Here is an 18,808-nt window from a genome sequence, read left to right on the forward strand (position 1 = left end):
CTCTTATTCCCATTCGTTCCGCTCTTCGTCTTCCGGCTTGCTTTTCTGCGTATCCGCATCGTCCCATTTGGAAGCCTCTTCTTCCTCCCACAAGCTCTCCAGGTATCGGTCAATCTCTTGGTCCGCCTCTTCCCCTTTTGTACAATCCCGTTCCTGTAGCGGTCGTGCCAATTCCCGATCCGCCCAGGCAAAGGCTTCGTTCTTCTCCCGGTCAATCCGGTCGGTTTCCTCGCCAAAGTACGTCGGTTTCCCGTCTTTCCCGTAAATGTACGGCGGATCGGTCCGAATCAAGAGAGGACGCTTTTCTCCCTTTCCGTCCTCCACATACAGCGCAGCCTGGAAGGACTTCAACCGCTGGATATCTTGCGTTTCAAAGCTGTTTCCGGCCTTTTCACCCGCGATCCGGGCATGGGCTTGGTCCTCCTGTTTAAAGGCCACTTTGGTTCCCACCAAGCCGAGTGCCGCCAGCATCATCGGATCTTCATACTGGTTGTAATGCTGCGTGCACATAAACAACGGAACGCCGAAGTCCCGTAATACTTCAATCATGTCGGCAAAGACCGGCAATTGAATATAGTGAGCCTCGTCGATGATCAGCGGGTGGTTTTTCTGCTTGAATCGCCGCCGCTGAGCCAACTGCCAGTATTGATGGGTAATGTAGTTCATGGTGATTTTCAGGACATCCGGCGGCAGGTTCTGGCAGTTGAATATGACAATATGGCCGTTATCGATCCAATCCAGCACCTTCAAGCTGTTTTTCTGCTGGCCGAACATCCGGCGGGCAAGCTGATTGTCCTTCAGACGAACCAGACGGTTGCGGACAACTTCGGTGTCCCTGCCACCGTAGTTCTCCCGCTCAATCTCCTTCGCCAAGGCTTTCTTGGTTGTGTCGTCGGATTCCTTAAACTGCTTGACCAGACGGTTTCGCAAGGGGCTTTCCTTGTCCAGAAACTCTCCGAGAGCCAATATCGTGTGCTTCTGTTTGGAATCCAACAATAAGGCTCGTAGCCCAATCCGCCCGTATTTATCCAACAAAACAGAGTCCGTGCCGCCACCGTAGGCACTTTTCAGCACCGTAAGGGTGTCTTCCACCACCTCGTCCAGACTTTGCCACGGATGTCGGTGCAACAGGTTCAACCCAAAGGAGAAATCCCTCGACTCTAGGTCAATCACGTGAACCCGTTTCAAATCCACGTTTTTGCCGTCTTTCTTCGCTTTCAGGATACGGGTTTTCAGCGTGTTCGCCAACGTTCCCTTGGGATCGAACGTTGTAAAGCCGCCTACTTTGAATCTTTTCTTGTCTCTTTTTTCGTTTTCTGTATTATCCTTGCACCAGTCTTCCAACAGGGATTGCATCAACATCAAGAGAAGTGCCGACTTTCCGGACCCAATATCCCCTACGACGGACCCCATTTTCCGAATGATATTTTGCCCGATTTGGATAACGCGCTGCTTGTTGATGGGGTGATCCACATAACCAATGACCGCACCTTCCCGAAACTCATTCTCCTCCGGCATCTTTTGCCCTTTGACCAGGTGAGTAATCCGGTCATAGATATTTTGCTCTCCTTGTTCCTCCTGTTCTTTGGTCGGCCCTTTGGGCAATTGCAACAGGTTCCCTAACTCTGAATGGGTCCACACCATCCGGGGGAGAAGCGGATGAGGCATGGGATTTATTTCCCGAACCGGGTTAAGACGTTTCAAGTGCCACCGTAAGCGCCGAGCATAAATGAAGTTGTCAAACTCCATCGCCGTTTCGACTTGGGATTTCACGTCCTCGTAGATCGCCTGACTTAACGTATCTCCCGGGTCATTCGGTGCTTGTACCCAGAGATACAGCGCTACATCAAAAGCCTTCTCCCTTCCGGTGTGCTGTTTGAAAAGCGACTGATACCGCGCTTTTTCCATCGGGTCCAAATCCGATTGTTTTTTCTCCGGATGGTTGGTTTCCAAGCGAAAGATACTGAGCAATTCCTCTTCGGTAAGGCCTAGATTCTCCAGCCCTTTTTGTACTCGTTTCTTCAGGGGATCACGCACCCACTTGAACCGCCCAAATTTCCACGTCTTTTTGGTTTTGGTCGGACTGAACCGTAGATCGAGCCACGTCCCCGGCCCAAAGTGGTTCAGAATACTGGTGAGCATTCGCGGACTTGAAGGACGAAGCGGCAATCCGGCACGATCTCCCTTTTCATTAATCTGAAAGTAGCCACCTACTCCCCCTTCTTGATCCGGCAAAGGAAGGGTTTCTTCCGTCTTACCATTATCCGCTTTGTTTTTTGAAGGCCGTGACACGGTAAACCACTCCGCGTTGGGGAAGTGATCTCGAAAACAGTTTTTCACGCCGCTTTCCTTGTCCTGGGGATAGCCAAAATAAAACTCAATCTCTCCCGCCTGAATGTTTCCATGGATGATCAACCGGAACCACTCCCGGCCTTGGATCAGGCGTTTGTACCAGACGCGATACCGTCTATGCATATCCATCGTAAAGGCAAGGATTTTCTTCACCGACCCTGTAGTCCGGCGGTGTGGGACAATCCGCAAATATCGTACCTCTCGTTTCGCTCGGCGGCGGTAATACCTTGGAAGCACCACCGCCAAAATACCGCCAACGACTGCCAAAAGAATCAGGAGTACCTCAGACCAATAAAGAAAGGTGTCCCATCCCTGAGACACCTTTGCGCCGATGGCTCCGCTGCCATCCGATAACTCTATCAACACAGGTTGGATATAAGTCTCCCATACGAAGTATCCCAAGAAGCCAGACAAAGCTACCCAACCTAGGATTGTCCATTCATCGTACTTTTCCAGTCCTTTTTGTGTCACGCATATCTCCCCTTCACTTGAAGTGAATATAATGGCTTACCTTATCTGCCGGAATCGTACGCTCCGAATAGGCAAAGGGCTTAAAGTTATACTCCTCAATCCGAATCTTCTTGCCTTCATTCAATACCTCCGCAACATACGCCACATGTCCAAATCGACTGTGCCGAAACTCCCCCGCATCCCATTGGGCCACTGCTCCGGGCTCGGGTGTTTGGTCCATACGGATTCCCAACCTTTTCGCGTTGTCATCCCAGTTGGTGGCGTTGCTAAAATGGCCGCCCTTCATCCGGTTGTGAAACGGAATCCCGACATCATTGAGCCGCCACGCAACATAGGAGGTACACTGCCGATTGTAGAAGCCCCAGGCATCCACCCCAGAGGTACTGGCATTTTTATATGGATAGGCCGTAAAAGCAGAGCCGTTAACCTTCCCGGCCCTCCCTGCTGTTTCACACTTGTAAGACAGGCCACCTAACTGCTTGATGTATTTTTTCACCGTTGGCACCCAGTGTTTATTGAGTCCGTTGGGATCATTGGCCGCTCCAACAGGTGCGTATTTCGGTCCGATCTTATCCGGTGTGGTCAGTCCTTCTTTGATGTATAGGCGATAAAGATTGGAGGCCATTTTGTTGATCCCTTCATCCAGTGAAGAAAAGGACATCAAACCACCACTTCCCATCAACCCGCCCGGGTTGTTTTTCTGCTTGACTGCCTTGGACTTTCCGTTTCCTGTCTCATGTAAAGCGATAGCTGCTACTAACACCGGATCTACGCCGTTTTGTTCTCCGGCGTCAATAAACTGTTGCGCCTTCCCCTCAAACACGCCTTTTCCTTTGAGGTTTTGGTCCAACTCTTTTACGGTGATGGGCTTGCCGCCAGGGCGGCAGTAGACGCCTTTACCCTGGTCGGCCTTTTGATGCTTTTGCAGAAAGTTTGGAGACCCAAACATCGATAGAAACAACACCATACTCATAAACCCCATAAAAAACATCCCCGCAACGGCACCACAGCCCATCACGAGGATGACCTTTTTCCACTTACTCTTCTTCGGCTTCTGCTCCTCCAAGCTGGAGGGGTTCCGCTCCGGCATCGCCAATCGGGGTCACCTCCTCTACTACCCACTTCCCTCCTTCCTGACCAACGACCACCTCATACAAAGTCCAGTTCTTCTCCTTACCACCATGGTCAAACACCGTCTCCGTCTCCGTTTTCACCTCCCAGTAAAAACGGCCCGTTTCTTGGGCCACTTCGTTTTCGGTCGTTTCTTTTACTTGAACCTCTATCACCTTCGCTTCCTTTATCCCCAACGGCTGGTCCGGTGCTTTCCACCCTTCTGCCATAAACGAAGAGAGATAAGGGCGCATCTCTTTCAGCTTCTTTTCCGGGTGCTTTGCGTCATAGGAAAGATACGCCCGAATAAAGCGATCAGCCACCTGACGGGCCTTATCTCCGGATGATTTGGCTTCGCCCGAAAACGGTTGTTGGTTAGGTTCCGGCAAGGGCTTTTTCGCCTCTTTATGGGAAGGCTTGGGGGAGGGAGGAGGCTCCGCTTTCGGTTCCTCCTGTCCCCAATTCCACCACATCATTGAGCCGGAGAAACACAACCAAATAAAAACCGCCCCCAGAATCAACGTCATCTGGGAAGCGGATTGTCTTCGCCTCATATTTTCGTCACCGCCTTCATGCCATAGCGCAGGGCCGCTTTTCCTGCTTTTTTTGCGACAGCTTTGGTTTCGTCATTCCAAGTCGTTTCTCCTTATAGCGTTGACCGTTGATGATCCGTCCATTTTGGATCGTTCCCTCTGTCGGTACTAGGTGGCTCGCTACGAAGGTGGGTTGACCACCGTTATTCGACTGGGCAGGGCTGCTGATGGAAAGAGCGCGAGAATTACCAGAGTTCTTCTGGCCGTCGAAGGCAGGTTGAAATCGATCTGGCCACCATACGTTGTTTGATAGGCATCGTACTCCGGATTGCGGAACGGCTCTACATACCGGAGCGGTCGATTTGGCTTCGAGGAACCACTGAGGAATTTTTGGATGTAGGCTTTGCCTCCGTGATAGGCTCCCCTTCCTTTTCGGATCGCGGTATCTACCCCTTGATCCACGTAACCTTCCGCTTTCCTTCCCCACTTCTCCATCCGGTGTTGGATCTGCTTCGGTGTCATTTGACGGAAGCTTTGGATCACGTTTTGTGCTTGAGTAACAGGGCGTTTAAAGAGCTTAAACACCTTTTTGTGGTGCAAAAGGATCACCGCTAGCAGAGCAATTTGGATCAATACACTGCCAAACCAGCCCCAACCGCTGAAAAGGGTGTACAGCTTGGTCGACAACAGAAGATACAGGGACAACAGCAAGACCGCGACAATCTTGTACAGCCCAGCACCGATCCACTGCTTGAACCAGTTGATAACGCTCCAGATACCACCTTGAGGCCACAGGGCGTAGAGGAAAATAAACGCTGCAAGACTGCCCAACAGGAGGAATCCGATCCCATACCCTGCTGTAAAGAGCGAGAGCGTCAGTAACAGGGGAGTAAAAATAACCACGCTGATAAACGCAAAGAAAGCAATCGTTCCTCGAGCCATCAGCCCACCCCATCCAGTCATGGAAGGATACTGTGGACCCTCTTGTTTAATTTTGAATCCTGCCCAATTTGCGACATCCTTTAAGACATCCACAAAATCATTGGAATCTTTCCCTTTCACCAAGGCTTTTGTTATGTCTTCGCGTTGTTTTTCATTTTTCGCACTCAACATCTTATATGTCATACGAGCATTAGGGTCTTTGGATTTCGGGCTAATTTCAGAGCCGGGTTTCATGGTTTTCCCAAACTCCCCCAATTGCCAAGGGATGATGACGAAGTTGGTCCAAATGTGGTTGCTAGTCTCTACTAGCGCCTCCGTTCCTGGTTCCGCGGAGAATTGGTCCTTTTCTTGCTTTTGCCCTTTTACCGAGTTCACCCCGGAAACGATCACGTCACTGGATTTGGAACTAAAATCATTAACGCCTTTGAGCACAGAATACATGTTGGTAAACAACAACGAGGTGATGGAAAGCAACAAAATGCTTTTCCCTACCTCTTTCATGGAATCGGCATATCGGCGGCGGATCAACTCCACCAGGACGTAAACACCCATGATGTTGAAAGCGATTTGCATAACCGCCTCAAAAAAGTTCCCACCAAGATACTCCACCAGATCGGAAACGGCACGGGCTAAGGTATTAAACCCCGGAATCTTAAACGCCAATTGGTACAGGTAGATCCCCATTTTGACGCCCAGAGCAATGATCACCATGCCCCAACCGATGAAAAAGTTAATGGTTTCTTGAATGGGGCTGGTTACTCCTTCGTAATACCCGTCAAATCGATAGGATTCCAGGTCGAATTGTTCGTATAACTCGTTATCTGGATCGTTTGCCGGAGAGTGAGACGGGAGCATATTGTCTAAGGCACTGTCCGCAAAAGCCGTATGTGGCACCAACACCAACAAAAAAAGAAGGAGAGGCAACCATCTCCTCATGGCTGCTTCACCTTCTTCCATTTACCTTCGTCTGTCACCTGGTTAACTTCAAATTGGTCAATTGAATCAAAATCTGTGACTTGCCACTTACCGCTTGCTTGACTTACTTCCACTGTTATATACGTTTGTTTTGGCGTTAAAATGATGTAGGTTCCATGATCGTGAGTTAGTGTTTTGCCTTTATAGGGTTGAATTGATATAGGTTTGTTAGGTGATTTACCGACAGCTTTCAACCAATCAACCTTCTTATCCAAAAGACGTTTAACTTTTTTAGAGTCTCCTTCAACATACCTTGCCTTATAAAAATCAATCGCCGTTTGTTCTCCCGGCGTCAGTTTCGGTCCTTTGGGCTTCTCTGGGGCAGAAGCCGATTCAGTGCACGCGGCAGCTACCAAAAAGACCGACAGGCACAGGCCCGCCAGCCCGATCCATCGGATATTCATTAGATCACCCCCTCCTGTGTTCCTTTACTGACCGTATTTCTTTTCTCCCGTAAATGTCCAAATTCCTTCTCCCTCCTTCGATTGGCTTCCGGACGGTGGTCAAAGGCATTAAAAAGACGCGGGTCCAATTGCTCCAAATCCATCTTTACTTTCGCCACCCGGTCGTCCAGATCGCGCATGATCCATTCACCGGAATCCAGGTTCATAATCTCCGAGATATTGTCCTCATTCGGTTCAATGCCCAGAATATCGCAAGCAGAAGCCGCCTCCGTTTCATCGCCCACCGAGAAACAAAATCGGTATCCCAAGTTGGAGCGAATGTCTTCCCCGCCGTCTTCACCTTCCCGCAACTTCTCTTCCCGTTTGCCCCGCAGGTCTTTGGCGTTGTGGATAATGGTCATCACATCGGCATCCTTAGAGCGACAGGTTCGCATAAACTCCCGGTAAGCCATTTCCCCCTCATCCACTTCCATCAGTCGGTGATTTTCCTCAAACACCACCCCTTTGGCATACGGAGTCGGCTGGTTCACAAACCGCCGGGCAAACTCGGTCATGGCAATCAACAGGGTCATATTTAATCGATAATCAGGCCTGCCCGGTTTAGGCATTTGAAGGTCCTGCATCTGAATAATGGTAAGCGGATTGGAGATATCGATCGGGGTTTCATCGCCATCCCCAAACAGCAACTGGGCTTGGGACTGGCGGGCTTTTCGTTTCAAACTGGCATGGATGCGCGCTACGTCGTCCCGCGCCTGATCATTTAAGAGTAGATCCGGGTACTGTTGCTCGCCTGTGGCGATCCGCCGCAAGTGTTCCAACACCCGTATCATCGACGGGTGACGATCTGAATGTATTGTTTCATGCACCGCATACCCGATGGCTGTTCCTGCCCAAGAAGAGTCTTTTTCATCGGCAAGATACAGCAGCATACTTTCGGCCAACTGCCCCTTTAGGATTCGCTCGTCGGCAGAGGCCTTTTCGATCCCCAGCAAGGGATCAAACTTCCCTTTATCCCGAATGGTGTTTCCAACAGAGACGATATTGGTGATCTCCGCCAACTCCGATAACTCATACGCAATGGACCACAGTTCGTTTTTCGGCTCAAACAGAAGCTGGTGAACGCCCCGTTGCAGCCGTCGATACACGATATAACACTTAAGCATCGTCTTTCCGCGCCCAAGGGAGCCCATGATCAGCGACGAGGAGGTTTTGGAAAGGTGATCCCTAGCCCGCGACTCATCCATGAACACAGGGGTATTCCCTCTCGCCCACTGTTCGATTTTCCTCTTGTCGGACTTGGTTCCCAACATGATCGTGGTGCCCAGGTAAATCCCTGCCGGGTCCCCCACCTCCGTTGTCGCCAAAGGCATGAAGCTCGCCACAAACTCCGCCGTCGGTCGGACAATGTAATGCCGATCCATCTTCCCTGCTCCGGGCAGGGTATCGTGATACAAGTTTTTTTGATCGTTGCGCGGGATCTCCAAACGCAATCCGATCTCCTTCATCTTGGAGATGAGTTGCCCCCGACGATTTTTCACCTCTTTCGGGGTATCGCCCCAGACACAAAAGACCAGGCGCATCTTAAACAGAGGCGTTTTCTCCTCTTCCAACTTCTCGTCCAAGGCTTCATTGGCCGCTTTGCGCTCGGCATCTTTACCAATATCCCGCTCTTCCGTCTCTTCCCCTTTGGACTTCACAGTATGATTGATCTGGCCTGTAATCAGATCCCATTTTTTCTTGAGTTCCTTACGCGCTTTGTTGTTGGGCATCAGTTCCAAATCCATGTCAATCTCCACCGGAAAGGGAAGCTCCTTGGCCTTTCGAAACACCTCTGCCTTATTGGGAAAGCCGATTCCTGGGGGTAACCAGGAAACCGTCAGAAGTTGGAAATAGCCCCTTATGGTTTCTTCGGGAAAATCTTTCTCCCAGCGGACCATACCCAGCGGCTTTTTGAAACTAAGGTCCACATCGTTCATGCCCCGTTCAACGTCGGCTTTAGATACATGGACATACCCATCGCGAACCAGCAAATCCATCGGCTCTTCCTGAATCTCTGGGCTGACTCCCCGACATCCGCATCGCTCCGTCAGATATAACACTTCCGACTCTCCCAGCCGGGTAATGCCACCAAGAAAGTAGGTGGTTAAGTGGTTGTAGACATCCTGCTCCGCCTGTTCAAACCGCTCCCACTCCGTAAACGGCAAGCGATAATAGTCGCCGCCCATAAACTCATCTACCAAGACGGAAGGGTCCCGCACCACTTCATAAAGCCCTCGCCGAATCTCCTCTAACAAATTGCCGCTAACACTTTCCATATTGACCTTGAGTACCAGCATTTCGCGACTGGGAACCAACTTCCTCAGCATACGTTCCACGTTCTTCAGGGTGGTTTTCCAGGTCTTCCGCATGCAACCTGGCACCTTTTTCGGATCGTCATTCATCGACTCCCAAGGGGAATAAGGAACCGGAATTGCTTTGAAACCAATGTCATAGGGACATTCGTTAAGGAACTTCTTTAATTTGTCCCTCAGTTGAATCCGTTCCCCGTCGGAGAGAAAGTCATAGTTGATCTGTGGAACATGGTAGTAGCCAAACGCCTGACCATCTTTGTTGACGATCATATTACCGGAACGGATCAGCGTTGGAAATTCGTACTTCACTTTGATCAGATCCATTGTATCCCTCCTTTTTTGGGGATTGACTTGTAAACGACATCATCGGCCTCTTCCATTGGCGGAGGAACCTTCACAACCAGAGGGCGCTCTGGCTTATCCTGTGGCTGATATACCCTTCCTAAAGACTGTTGTTGGTGCAAATCATGCCAACCCCAGCCCGTCATAACCAATCCAAGCACCATCAATCCGCCACCAATCAACGTTTTAGTTTTCATGGCGCTTCAATCGTGTCACTCCCCATCCTGCCGCCGCAATCACCAGACCTAGGAGAGCCACCAAGGGTGCTGGGCTACCTGTCTTAGGCATCTTTCCTCCATCGATGGTTTTCGGTACGCGTTCTTGTTTTTGATCACCCTTTCCTGTAGAAGGTTTTACTTGAAGCTTTTTGGGTAAAGATTTTTCTTTCTGGTCATTTTTCGGCTTCTTCATTTGTTTATCTGACTCATGAGAAACTATCTGCGTTACTTTTGGTTGATTCACGGGATTTTGGATCAAAGGCGTTGGCTGTTCAGGTTTCTTTTGAGAAACATCCTGCTTGGGTTGTTCCGCTGGGTTCTTCTTCTGTTCTTCGGGAGGTTTCTGTACCTCCGGTTCTTCCATCGAAGGAGACAGTTGGTCATCGTGTGGCTCCATGGTCGGAGGCTCCGGCTTTGGTTGTTCCTGTTTTGGTGTTTTGCTTCCAACAGAAAGACCAACCTCCAATTCATTTTGAACGGGTTGCGCCTTTACGGGCGCCGATTCTACCTGTTTAGGCAAGTCATTATTCAGCGGTAGCCCCGGATCAGCAAAAGCAAAAGAGCTTCCCGATAATACCCCCAAGGTCACCGTCGCTGTTACCGGAATCCATTTGTTTTTCAACGTTTCAATCTTTCCTTCCCCCATTGTTTTGTGTGGCAATAGAAAAAGTACCCTTTCGGATGCTTAGAAACCTCCGCAATCTCCACCACCTCCAAAATCACTACCGCCGCCAAAAGAACCCCCTGAATCGAGACTTGCTGGAACGGCTTATATCTAACCAAGTGAAGCTATTAGCGACATACAAGGGATGTGCTGGGTTGGTTAGCCAATCTTGGCTTGAAGCGTACGTTTGTTGTTTGCGACGCTTTTTCCATCCAAAAATGTTCATCATCCTTTCATGGATTTTTTTGTTGACCCTTTAGTCCACTGGCTTTTCTGTGGGGTGTTTTCCTCCTTGTACCGGTTTGTACGAAAGGACATTCCCGGTATCCTTTCGTTGAGGCTTTCCTGCCCCCTTCGAAAAGTGAAGAACCAACTTATGTTGATTACGAAAACATGACCCCATCGTGAAATAGGTTATATCCCATACCAACAGGTGATTGTAACGAAAGTCTGCACTTTCTATCGCCGCCGAAAGATAAGGCACCATCCTCCAGTCAATGAAAATAATGACGTGACCACCTGGTTTTAGCATCCGTGCCATTCAAGGGCGCATTGCCGCATAAACCAGAAGAATCCGTTTGTGGACAGAACATCTCCACCGAACCACCGACTTTTTGATTTACTTGGCGTCATGCGGTTTCTTTGCCCTTTCCCCGATTCCTGATGCGCACCACTACAATAAGGTGGGTCAGTGATTACAGCATCCAAGATTTCCGGTGGCAAGGCTCGCATTCTTCCAAGGCAATCTCCTTCGATCACTTGGTTAAGAAAACGTTGCGATCCCCCCCATTTCCTTTTATCGCAAAAGAGAAAAGCACCCGACGTTAGCCGAATGCTTTCAACCTTTCGCTTATTTTGTTGTTTTAAAACCTCTTATTCCTCTTTTTACCCGTTTTTCATGATCTTTTTCCGGATTTTTTCCGGTCTTTTTCCGGTAATTTTGGAGGTGCTGGGCATGTGCATTTTCAACATGGCCGTCGGTATTTTACACCAATCTTTCAGCCTTGAAGAGGTGATGGAAACGGCGTAACGGATAAAAGAAACGGTCATTCGCCTGGTAAAAGGGATTTTGAACCGGATGTGAAAGCAGAGGGGAAACAGAGATGACGAACCGTTTGCAACAAATAAAAATCCAGGAAGCTAAAAAATACATCGAAAAACAAACGGTCGTCCGGCCGGAAATCGGGTTGAACCTGGGCTCCGGATTGGGCGTGTTGGCCGATGAGAAATGTTCTTCGATGCAACTCACCTTTGACTCGAAATTTCATCATCTTCCCCCTTATTCATCCGTGGTCAACGCCAGAGGAGCTTTCCTTTCCATCTCCACCTTTTGAAGAATTATGGATTATAGTATTTCACTGGTGTATACGATCCGCAGGCTTTGTACTGGGTTGCTCCAATCAACTTCTGATAGCCGTGATTGGTTAACCCTGCAAATATCACTGACACCGTGTAACCCGGTTTGATTCCCTCCACCGTGATGTCATCCCCTGAGTGCCTCTGTTTGAATACTAGTTTATCCGATGCCCCTTCATCATTTGGAGGAGGATCCAATGGATAGGTATGAACCTCCCAGTGTCCGTCGGCGGTCCATGTGTTGGTAAGCTCAACCGTCATGGTTTGATCTTCACAATCGAAGGAAAACTCCATTTTCGGTGAACAACCGGTGATGAGCAGAAGAAGGAGCATCGGAATCCCCATGCGCTTGATCATTCGCCTTTATCCTCCTTTTCATTATTATAACTCCTTTCTGACTTTCTCTATGGATTTAACCACCCTCTGAGTAATTCAACAGAAATTGTTAGCCCTAAAAGGGTCCAGGCTAATCGGAAAGGAACTCATATTAAAGTGGTCGGTTGGAATGAACCTCTTTCCGTCTTTTCTCTACTATGATCATGGGGGAATGCGCATGGAATGGTTGTCTGTTGTGTTGGCCCCGGTGTCACATTAAGAAAGTCGGGATTAAAAAAGGTGGTAGGAACGAGCAATCTGTCTCGGTACGTTAATTGATCCAGCTTCTGAAGATCTTTGGCGTCCTCGCCTTTGAAGTCATCGCGTTTATCTTTCGGTATGGTATGAATTAACCGTTCGTTGAGAGGGACATGGTTGTATTTTCCTGCGTGAAGGGGGGCACTGTCGTGTTTTCCTGAGCCCTGAGCAAAGGTCCAAACGACAAAAGCCAACGTACCAATTAAAAGCGCCGTGACACCGAAAAAAACAACCCGACCTTTTGTCAAATGAACCAATCCCTTCGTGCGGATTCTGTTTCCACCCTTCCCTTATTACGACCATCAGGGGCTCACGTAGGTTCCCATTCTGCTTTGTTATTCGTAAGAATAAAAAAATTTCTATCCACTATCAATTATAACAGTCCTAGTGGGTTTTTTATCTTGTCTACTTTTATGGGTCCAGATCAGGCCAATGACGGGGTTTGTTTTTTATATTGAGAGAGTCTGGGGGTTGAAACAAACGGAAGAAAGCCGCCCATTTCGGACGGCTTTCAGCAGAATGGCGATGTATTCGTTAAAATCATATTTAATCCCAAACTAGCTTATTCTCTAGCTTCCGAAACAGTTACGCTTATCGGAAATCGGAGGGGGTAATTCACCCCCTCCCGAAACGTAGACACTGTAACGATCAAAAAAGGACCGTGATTTACACTCCTTTCTACCTTTGTCAGCAGCCTTGCCGCCCCAAAAGGGGCGGTTTTTTTAAGACTGAGGATTGCTTACGATTCTCTTTTTTCTGCGGGATCAACTGCAATAGCACTAGGGGCTTCTTTACGCTGCCAGACTGGGCAGCGATCCTCTTAGAAAAACACCAAATAATGACTGTCTTCCGAATAACTAATTAGGGGGTACTTTTTTCTTAACTTGATGGCGATGTCCGTATTGCCCCTATATGGACTGACTGGTGCATAAAGAGATCCAGTTCAAATAATCAGTCATCATTATGGAGAGGTACTATGAAGAAAAAGAGATATCAGTATGTTTTAGAATCGGGATTGGGTACTATCGGTTTTATTACCATTTCTTTTATTTTCGGTTATGCATTGTACGGGAATCGAAGCGATGCACCCTCCTGGATTCCAAAAGGCTTTTTCCCTGAGGATTTTCCTGAGGAATGGTGGAATCAGATAATTATAAAATTTTTCTTTTGGTTATTTGTTACTAATGCTATTATATATGGTATATGGTTTCTAGTTGAATTCAGAAGGTTATTGATTAATCGAGCCCCAAAACAAAAAAATTATAGAATATATTACAGATATGAAAGATATGAAAGATGTCGTAATTCAAAGCCTGATGATTAATTTGTTCGCTTTAGGAGGTAAGGAAATGAAGGCGCAACAGGGCTTGTTTTTGTGTCCAGATTTAAGGAGCATCCACCAATAAGGGGTATCGCCAGCATTTTAAAAAAATCCTACGCTAAGCCGGGAACCCATTCATTTTGAACGGGTTCACTTTATTCAGCATTGATCCCATACAAAAACGCCGCTACCTCCTTTTCCACGGATGGGGACAGGATGGGTCTGTGCGTTTGCCTCGTGTCAAGTGATCACTGACAAGCATAACGTGTCACAGGGCCGGTTCCATATTCACCTCGTTCCCTCACCTTGTTGGGCATGCAGGGTGAGGGTTTTTATGTAAAAAGGACGCCCAAGGGACGTCCGCTTTTGTTATGAGTCTTGTTCCTCCGTGCCATATACACTGCTAGAGGAGGAACTTTCCCATCTCGATCGGGAGGATTCATGATGAGGATGGTAGCCACAATGGCATTGCCGCAACAATTTTTTCAGTGTTCTGGTGGTTTTTTTGCTTCGACGATAGGCTTTGTGCAGCTTGTGGGCATCAACCATACAGCAGTGTCTATGCTTCGGGTAAGGCATCTTCGGATATTGCATGGGCGGATATGGCATCTTCGGTGGTTCCATTGAAACATTGTATTCTGGCCATGCGTTCAGGCTGTACTGTGCCTCCCACGGAAAGGGCATTACAGGTCCATGTTCCATTTATAATCACCTCGCTATAATTTTCCTGCCACGGTATTGTATGTCCGTCTATCCGCAGAGTAACTGGTGCAAAAGCCTCTTTTCCCATCTAAGCGGGTACACATAGACAATCGCCGTTTTCTCACTACGCCTTATAGGGGTAATACCAGCGAAGCTGTCACCAGGGGCAAAGTAGATTCCATAAAAAGTAAAAATCTCCTCCAACCCTTGAAAAAGAAGGGGTCCACGCCCGTTTGCATAAATGTTGTATAAGGGGTCACCGGACCGAAAAAAGAAAATCGTACGTTAAGGCGATCGACGTCTACAAAAAACCCGGCTCCCTTTACGCTAAGGAGCCGGGTTTGAGTGTTACACTTCTTCCAAGTATTCCGTGGCGTATTGCGGATTTAAAGATCTTGCCATAGCGGTTTTATGCTTTTTGAGTCCTAGCTTGGCGTAAAAAGATTCATTTCCAGTAGTCGCTGTCAAATGGACGAAAGAGATGTTTTCTAACTTGGAAAGAATGTTGCTCATTATCGCTTTGCCAACGCCTTTACCTTGGTACTCGGGATGAATCACAACATCATAAATACAAGCGTACATTTCTCCGTCGGACAGTACCCTACCGCATCCAACAACTCTGTTCTGATCATAAGCTATAGCAATGTAATAACTTGCTTGAAAAGCTTTGATTAAGCGATCCTTCGTATGCTTTTTCCATCCAACCGCTTGGAAAACCGATTCAAGCTCATCCCAGTCAAGGTTCTCTAAGTCATTTTTTATTTGGATCATCAAAGCCCTCCCTTCGTTAGTACAATTTTCTTTTTTCGGTCCGGTAACCCCTATGTAAGGGACTGGTTTTCGGATAAGTGATGCGAATTCTGTAAAGTAAACAAACCCACGAAAAACACGTATTCTGTAAAGTTAATCAAAATAAATAAGCGCCACTTGTACTGGCGCAGAACCCATCCTTTCTATATCAAGCAATTATCAATGATCGATTTTAGCGTGTTAATAATCCCGATTGAATACTCGCCTGTTGCAATTTTAGCATGAGCATTCTTTGCTTCCTCTGTTGCATTCTCAACCAAATAACCGTGTTTTACTACTTTTAACATCCGTAAATCGTTTCCGCTATCGCCAAATGCAAAAGCATTCTCTGGCTTCACTTTGTATTTATTCAACATAAACCGTACAATCTCGTCTTTCCCTGTACCTGTTGGGATAAAATCAACATCAAAACAGTCTTCCGGATCTCCTGCAAGCGGATTACAACGGTTAATATTTACTGCAACACCGTACTGTTGAGCGACTGTTTTAATGGCTAAAAAGTTTTTTTCATCGACCGATTCGTTTTGCTCTTGATAGTAATAGTTACGTTTATAACGTGAACTACCCAGTTGGGTTTGGGCACGTAGATAGATCTGGTATTTCTCCTGTAAAAGTTGAATGATCTCATCACTTTTTCCTTTGGAAAAGTTCCCGTTTTTTAGGCGGGAATCCCATCCTGAATCTCGTTTTCCAAAATGATCTTCGGTAAAATAAGTGATCTCAGTTCCTAGATCACTGGCGATAAAGTGAGGGAAAAAACGGAAGTTCCCTCTTTCCATCTTATCTAATACGGATTTCACACTACTCCCTGTAACCCAACCGATCATCAGTTCACCATTATTCGCTTTTTTCTCTATGTAATCTTCAAGCTCATGTAAGTAATGCTGTCGATCGCCATTCATGGAGTGGGGATAGTACGTTTCATCAAAATCGCAAAAGACAATGTGCCTAGGGCTTGTTATGTTAGAAAATGACTTGAATTTCGCTTTTTTACTTAGTAACACGCAAACCCCTCCCTCACACCTGGATTGATTTAAGACTTTACCACATAAATAAGGGTAATACCAGCCACCTTTTAAAACAACTCAACATACTGAGCAGCCATATCCTCCGGCGGGTTAGTGTAACGCTGGATGTATCGTTGGGAGCGATGGCCGAGACGCCGTTCCAGTTCATAGGCATCTGCACCGGTCTCCTGGGCTAGACGAAAGGCGAAGGTATGTCGGAGATCATGAGGACGTAAGGGCGAAATCTTTCGTCTTGAATCGGTCACCTCTGCGTCATGCCAACGCCCGATCTGCTCCAATATCCCATTGATTGCCCGTGAAGACAGCCGTCCGTCTGGTTTTCGCGCAGGTAATCCCGTCGCACTTAAAAAGAGCGCGGACGTTTCCTCGGTTGTATTCTTCTGGTGTTCTTCCTCCAAATAATCGGCCAAAGCCAAGCGGGCATCCGCTGAAAGGAAAACGGTCCGTTCTGTTCCCCCTTTTCCCTTGACGCGACGAATCCGGGCACGGCGGGCTTTCCTTAGTTCTTCCGGAATGTTTGGTTCCAACTGGCTGACATTGAGACCAACGAGTTCTTGTCGTCGTAAACCAGTGGAGAGCAAAACGAAAACAATCGCCCGGTCCCTCCACGGACGGCTGTGAGCTTTCAGGGGAGCTTTCTTTCCCTTCCACCGCCGTCCCTTGCGTTGATGGAACCGTTCCAGCCGATCGCAAAGGTTTTTGAGGGAACGGACTTGGTCTTCCGACAGCGCCCGGGGTTCCAATGGCGGCAATCCCAGTTCCCGGATCCCTTTCGCCGGATCACCGGCCGGAAACCGGTAGGGATCCTGGATATGGACCCAGGTGGTGAAAGCAGACAGGGAAGCGATATGGCTGTTCACGGTAGATGGTGATAGCCCTTGTTCTTGGAGGGATCGCCGCCAGGCCAATACATCTCGTTGCAAACAGGCGGAGATCCGATCGTGTCCGTACGAAACCAAAAAGAATTCCAGGAACCGCTTTAAGTGGAGCCCAATCTTTTGGGTGACTTCTTCGGAGCGAACCCCGACAACCGCCAGTTGCATGTATTGCTCCATCCAGGATTCCAAACTGTCTGGAAGGTCGTCCAATGCAGGTTTTTCCTTTCGTGAAGTGAAATGTTCGAGATAATGGACATTTTTCACCCGAATATTCCCCTCCTTATGTACCAATCACTTCACAGAAGGGACATTCTGTGAAGTGATTCAAACTACAACATTCATATCATATAAGTATCAAAATTGATAGAATATAATTGGTCAATTCTGAAAAAGCGGTGAGAACATTGGAAGCAGAAGAGCAACATTTTTTGCGGAAAAGTTACGGTTGGGATAAATCAACATCCTTTACATTAATGCAGGAAGGAGAAAATAAAACTTACCAGGTATGTTCTTCAAGCGGGAATTGGGTTTTAAGAAAGTATCGCCAAAATCGTTATGATGTACCTCAAATTAAAGCTGAGTTGGCGTGGATTAATACTTTAAGACCGCATTTCCCAGTCCCATCAATCCCTGAGAAATCAAAATGGAGAGCTACTAACAATGGATGTACAGGGCTCTCTTAAACAGATATATGCGGTATTTCAATTTATTAAAGGTGATACCCTTCTTCTCCCGACAGCCGAAGATTATCGCAAACTTGGTTTTTTGATGCGCCGCCTTCACGATGTTGCTGATCAAGTACAGGAAAAAGTAGCAGAAGATTGGCCAGGATGGTCCAGACCTTTGTACGACACTGTTACATTAATAGAAAAGCCCCTTCAACAGTTAATTAGTGCTTCCTTTTTAACGGAAGAGGATCGAGCGTGTTGTATAAAAACGGCAAAACAGATCAAAGGCCAATTAAAACAAATTGGTCTAGGTAAACGACAATTTGTACATGGGGATTTCCATGTTGGTAATATTCTTGTTACTCATGATCAATGGGTTTGTTTAGATTTTGACGAGTGCGGATGGGGACCCAGAAGCTTCGATATTGGTACTGTTCGGTTACATATGCGTGCAGCGGATCATTTAGCTAAAATGTGGCCATTCTTCTCCCAGGGGTATGGAAAAAAACTGTCCGAAGAAGAAATTCGGTTAGGAACAGCCCTCCGCATATTTTATATGAGTGGGAAAATCCCGATTCGCCAAGATATTGAAATGGTTCGAAGAGAACCAGCCGAACGAATACGGCGCTATATGCGATTCATTAATGATGAGATAACGGGATAGCTTCTGTATACCCTGTATTCCTGAAATCAAGGCCCCTTTACTAAGGGGCCTTAACACTTAAGACACATTTTTATCGCCCAAAGACAATCTTTCCCTCATGTTCAACCGGAAAGTCCCGTATGGGTTCACATGGGAATAGATCAACGGCGTTAAAGCACGGAAGTCCTCCGGGTTTAGCCGACTCAACAGTTTGTGATTATCCTCCATTAAGACTTCCTGGATCATCAGCGTATTGATAAAGACCAAGCAGTTTTGCAACAAGTGCAAAGATAATACCGCCACTTCCTGATCCTCCAATTGATTGGTTTAGCGTCGGTTTTACTTACACCTCCTTATATGACTTACCCTGTTTCCCAGCCCGTGTAAATAGCACGGGCTGTTTTGGA

17 protein-coding genes and 1 pseudogene are annotated in these 18,808 nt (G+C 47.5%); 5 read left to right on the top strand and 13 right to left on the bottom strand.

Translation table 11 applies throughout. The annotated features are described in order from the left end of the window. Positions 1–3: 3 nt before the first annotated feature. From IEW70_RS08405 to IEW70_RS08435, 7 genes are all read right to left on the bottom strand, one after another. Positions 4–2,823, bottom strand: coding sequence for a type IV secretory system conjugative DNA transfer family protein (locus IEW70_RS08405; protein ID WP_188647473.1), 2,820 nt, complete (start codon positions 2,821–2,823; stop codon positions 4–6). A gap of 13 nt (positions 2,824–2,836) precedes the next feature. Continuing rightward, positions 2,837–3,913, bottom strand: a complete 1,077-nt coding sequence (locus IEW70_RS08410) for a CHAP domain-containing protein (protein ID WP_229751904.1) — start codon at positions 3,911–3,913, stop codon at positions 2,837–2,839. Further along, a complete protein-coding gene (locus IEW70_RS08415; protein WP_188647475.1) occupies positions 3,861–4,487 on the bottom strand; it encodes a hypothetical protein in 627 nt (208 codons plus the stop codon). The genes IEW70_RS08410 and IEW70_RS08415 overlap by 53 nt, the downstream gene beginning before the upstream one ends. 159 nt (positions 4,488–4,646) lie before the next feature. Continuing rightward, on the bottom strand, positions 4,647–6,344 hold the full coding sequence (locus IEW70_RS08420) for a hypothetical protein (protein WP_188647476.1): 1,698 nt from the start codon (positions 6,342–6,344) through the stop codon (positions 4,647–4,649). After that, complete coding sequence (locus IEW70_RS08425) at positions 6,341–6,787, bottom strand: hypothetical protein (protein WP_188647477.1); 447 nt, start codon at positions 6,785–6,787, stop codon at positions 6,341–6,343. Before IEW70_RS08425 ends, IEW70_RS08420 begins: the two co-directional genes overlap by 4 nt. Continuing rightward, positions 6,787–9,462, bottom strand: a complete 2,676-nt coding sequence (locus tag IEW70_RS08430) for an ATP-binding protein (protein ID WP_188647478.1) — start codon at positions 9,460–9,462, stop codon at positions 6,787–6,789. The genes IEW70_RS08425 and IEW70_RS08430 overlap by 1 nt, the downstream gene beginning before the upstream one ends. A gap of 204 nt (positions 9,463–9,666) precedes the next feature. Then, positions 9,667–10,320, bottom strand: coding sequence for an LPXTG cell wall anchor domain-containing protein (locus IEW70_RS08435; protein WP_188647479.1), 654 nt, complete (start codon positions 10,318–10,320; stop codon positions 9,667–9,669). Positions 10,321–11,053: 733 nt separating this feature from the next. Here IEW70_RS08435 and IEW70_RS08440 point away from each other — a divergent pair. Further along, positions 11,054–11,392, top strand: a complete 339-nt coding sequence (locus tag IEW70_RS08440; protein WP_188647480.1) for a hypothetical protein — start codon at positions 11,054–11,056, stop codon at positions 11,390–11,392. Between the two features lie 73 nt (positions 11,393–11,465). Beyond that, positions 11,466–11,696: a hypothetical protein gene (locus IEW70_RS17865; protein WP_229751895.1), complete on the top strand. Its 231-nt coding sequence runs from the start codon at positions 11,466–11,468 to the stop codon at positions 11,694–11,696. 4 nt (positions 11,697–11,700) lie between these two features. On the opposite strand, the gene IEW70_RS08450 is transcribed toward IEW70_RS17865, so the two are convergent. After that, positions 11,701–12,075 (bottom strand): hypothetical protein, encoded by a 375-nt coding sequence (locus tag IEW70_RS08450; RefSeq protein ID WP_188647481.1) that lies wholly within the window; start codon positions 12,073–12,075, stop codon positions 11,701–11,703. A gap of 125 nt (positions 12,076–12,200) precedes the next feature. Continuing rightward, positions 12,201–12,599 (bottom strand): hypothetical protein, encoded by a 399-nt coding sequence (locus tag IEW70_RS08455; protein ID WP_188647482.1) that lies wholly within the window; start codon positions 12,597–12,599, stop codon positions 12,201–12,203. A gap of 728 nt (positions 12,600–13,327) precedes the next feature. On the opposite strand from IEW70_RS08455, the gene IEW70_RS08460 reads away from it, so the two are divergent. Next, positions 13,328–13,675 carry a hypothetical protein gene (locus tag IEW70_RS08460; RefSeq protein WP_188647483.1) on the top strand — a complete coding sequence of 116 codons (348 nt, stop codon included), beginning with the start codon at positions 13,328–13,330 and terminating at the stop codon, positions 13,673–13,675. A gap of 1,047 nt (positions 13,676–14,722) precedes the next feature. Here the strand turns inward: IEW70_RS08460 and IEW70_RS08465 are convergent. The 3 genes from IEW70_RS08465 to IEW70_RS08475 all read right to left on the bottom strand — a co-directional run bounded on the left by IEW70_RS08465 (position 14,723) and on the right by IEW70_RS08475 (position 17,354). Next, complete coding sequence (locus IEW70_RS08465; protein ID WP_188647484.1) at positions 14,723–15,145, bottom strand: GNAT family N-acetyltransferase; 423 nt, start codon at positions 15,143–15,145, stop codon at positions 14,723–14,725. A 182-nt stretch (positions 15,146–15,327) separates the two neighbouring features. Beyond that, on the bottom strand, positions 15,328–16,188 hold the full coding sequence (locus IEW70_RS08470) for an HAD-IIB family hydrolase (RefSeq protein WP_188647485.1): 861 nt from the start codon (positions 16,186–16,188) through the stop codon (positions 15,328–15,330). Positions 16,189–16,259: 71 nt separating this feature from the next. After that, on the bottom strand, positions 16,260–17,354 hold the full coding sequence (locus IEW70_RS08475) for a tyrosine-type recombinase/integrase (RefSeq protein ID WP_188647486.1): 1,095 nt from the start codon (positions 17,352–17,354) through the stop codon (positions 16,260–16,262). A 140-nt stretch (positions 17,355–17,494) separates the two neighbouring features. Between IEW70_RS08475 and IEW70_RS08480 the strand changes: the two genes are divergently transcribed. Together IEW70_RS08480 and IEW70_RS08485 are read left to right on the top strand one after the other, a co-directional pair. Beyond that, on the top strand, positions 17,495–17,773 hold the full coding sequence (locus IEW70_RS08480) for an aminoglycoside phosphotransferase/kinase family protein (RefSeq protein ID WP_188647487.1): 279 nt from the start codon (positions 17,495–17,497) through the stop codon (positions 17,771–17,773). After that, positions 17,751–18,422 carry a phosphotransferase enzyme family protein gene (locus IEW70_RS08485; RefSeq protein WP_188647488.1) on the top strand — a complete coding sequence of 224 codons (672 nt, stop codon included), beginning with the start codon at positions 17,751–17,753 and terminating at the stop codon, positions 18,420–18,422. Before IEW70_RS08480 ends, IEW70_RS08485 begins: the two co-directional genes overlap by 23 nt. 57 nt (positions 18,423–18,479) lie before the next feature. Here IEW70_RS08485 and IEW70_RS08490 read toward each other — a convergent pair. Further along, positions 18,480–18,728: pseudogene (locus tag IEW70_RS08490) on the bottom strand (Tn3 family transposase); the annotation flags it as partial. Positions 18,729–18,808: the final 80 nt, after the last annotated feature.

This window comes from Marinithermofilum abyssi (assembly GCF_014641195.1).
Classification (GTDB): domain Bacteria; phylum Bacillota; class Bacilli; order Thermoactinomycetales; family DSM-45169; genus Marinithermofilum; species Marinithermofilum abyssi.

What these genes read in the sequence shown, in the direction of transcription:
- IEW70_RS08420 (WP_188647476.1), bottom strand. Translation starts at nt 6,344, where the DNA reads ATGAGGAGATGGTTGCCTCTCCTTCTTTTTTTGTTGGTGTTGGTGCCA.
- IEW70_RS08485 (WP_188647488.1), top strand. Translation starts at nt 17,751, where the DNA reads ATGGATGTACAGGGCTCTCTTAAACAGATATATGCGGTATTTCAATTT.
- IEW70_RS08415 (WP_188647475.1), bottom strand. Translation starts at nt 4,487, where the DNA reads ATGAGGCGAAGACAATCCGCTTCCCAGATGACGTTGATTCTGGGGGCG.
- IEW70_RS08425 (WP_188647477.1), bottom strand. Translation starts at nt 6,787, where the DNA reads ATGAATATCCGATGGATCGGGCTGGCGGGCCTGTGCCTGTCGGTCTTT.
- IEW70_RS08460 (WP_188647483.1), top strand. Translation starts at nt 13,328, where the DNA reads ATGAAGAAAAAGAGATATCAGTATGTTTTAGAATCGGGATTGGGTACT.
- IEW70_RS08410 (WP_229751904.1), bottom strand. Translation starts at nt 3,913, where the DNA reads ATGCCGGAGCGGAACCCCTCCAGCTTGGAGGAGCAGAAGCCGAAGAAG.
- IEW70_RS08450 (WP_188647481.1), bottom strand. Translation starts at nt 12,075, where the DNA reads ATGATCAAGCGCATGGGGATTCCGATGCTCCTTCTTCTGCTCATCACC.
- IEW70_RS08465 (WP_188647484.1), bottom strand. Translation starts at nt 15,145, where the DNA reads ATGATCCAAATAAAAAATGACTTAGAGAACCTTGACTGGGATGAGCTT.
- IEW70_RS17865 (WP_229751895.1), top strand. Translation starts at nt 11,466, where the DNA reads ATGACGAACCGTTTGCAACAAATAAAAATCCAGGAAGCTAAAAAATAC.
- IEW70_RS08430 (WP_188647478.1), bottom strand. Translation starts at nt 9,462, where the DNA reads ATGGATCTGATCAAAGTGAAGTACGAATTTCCAACGCTGATCCGTTCC.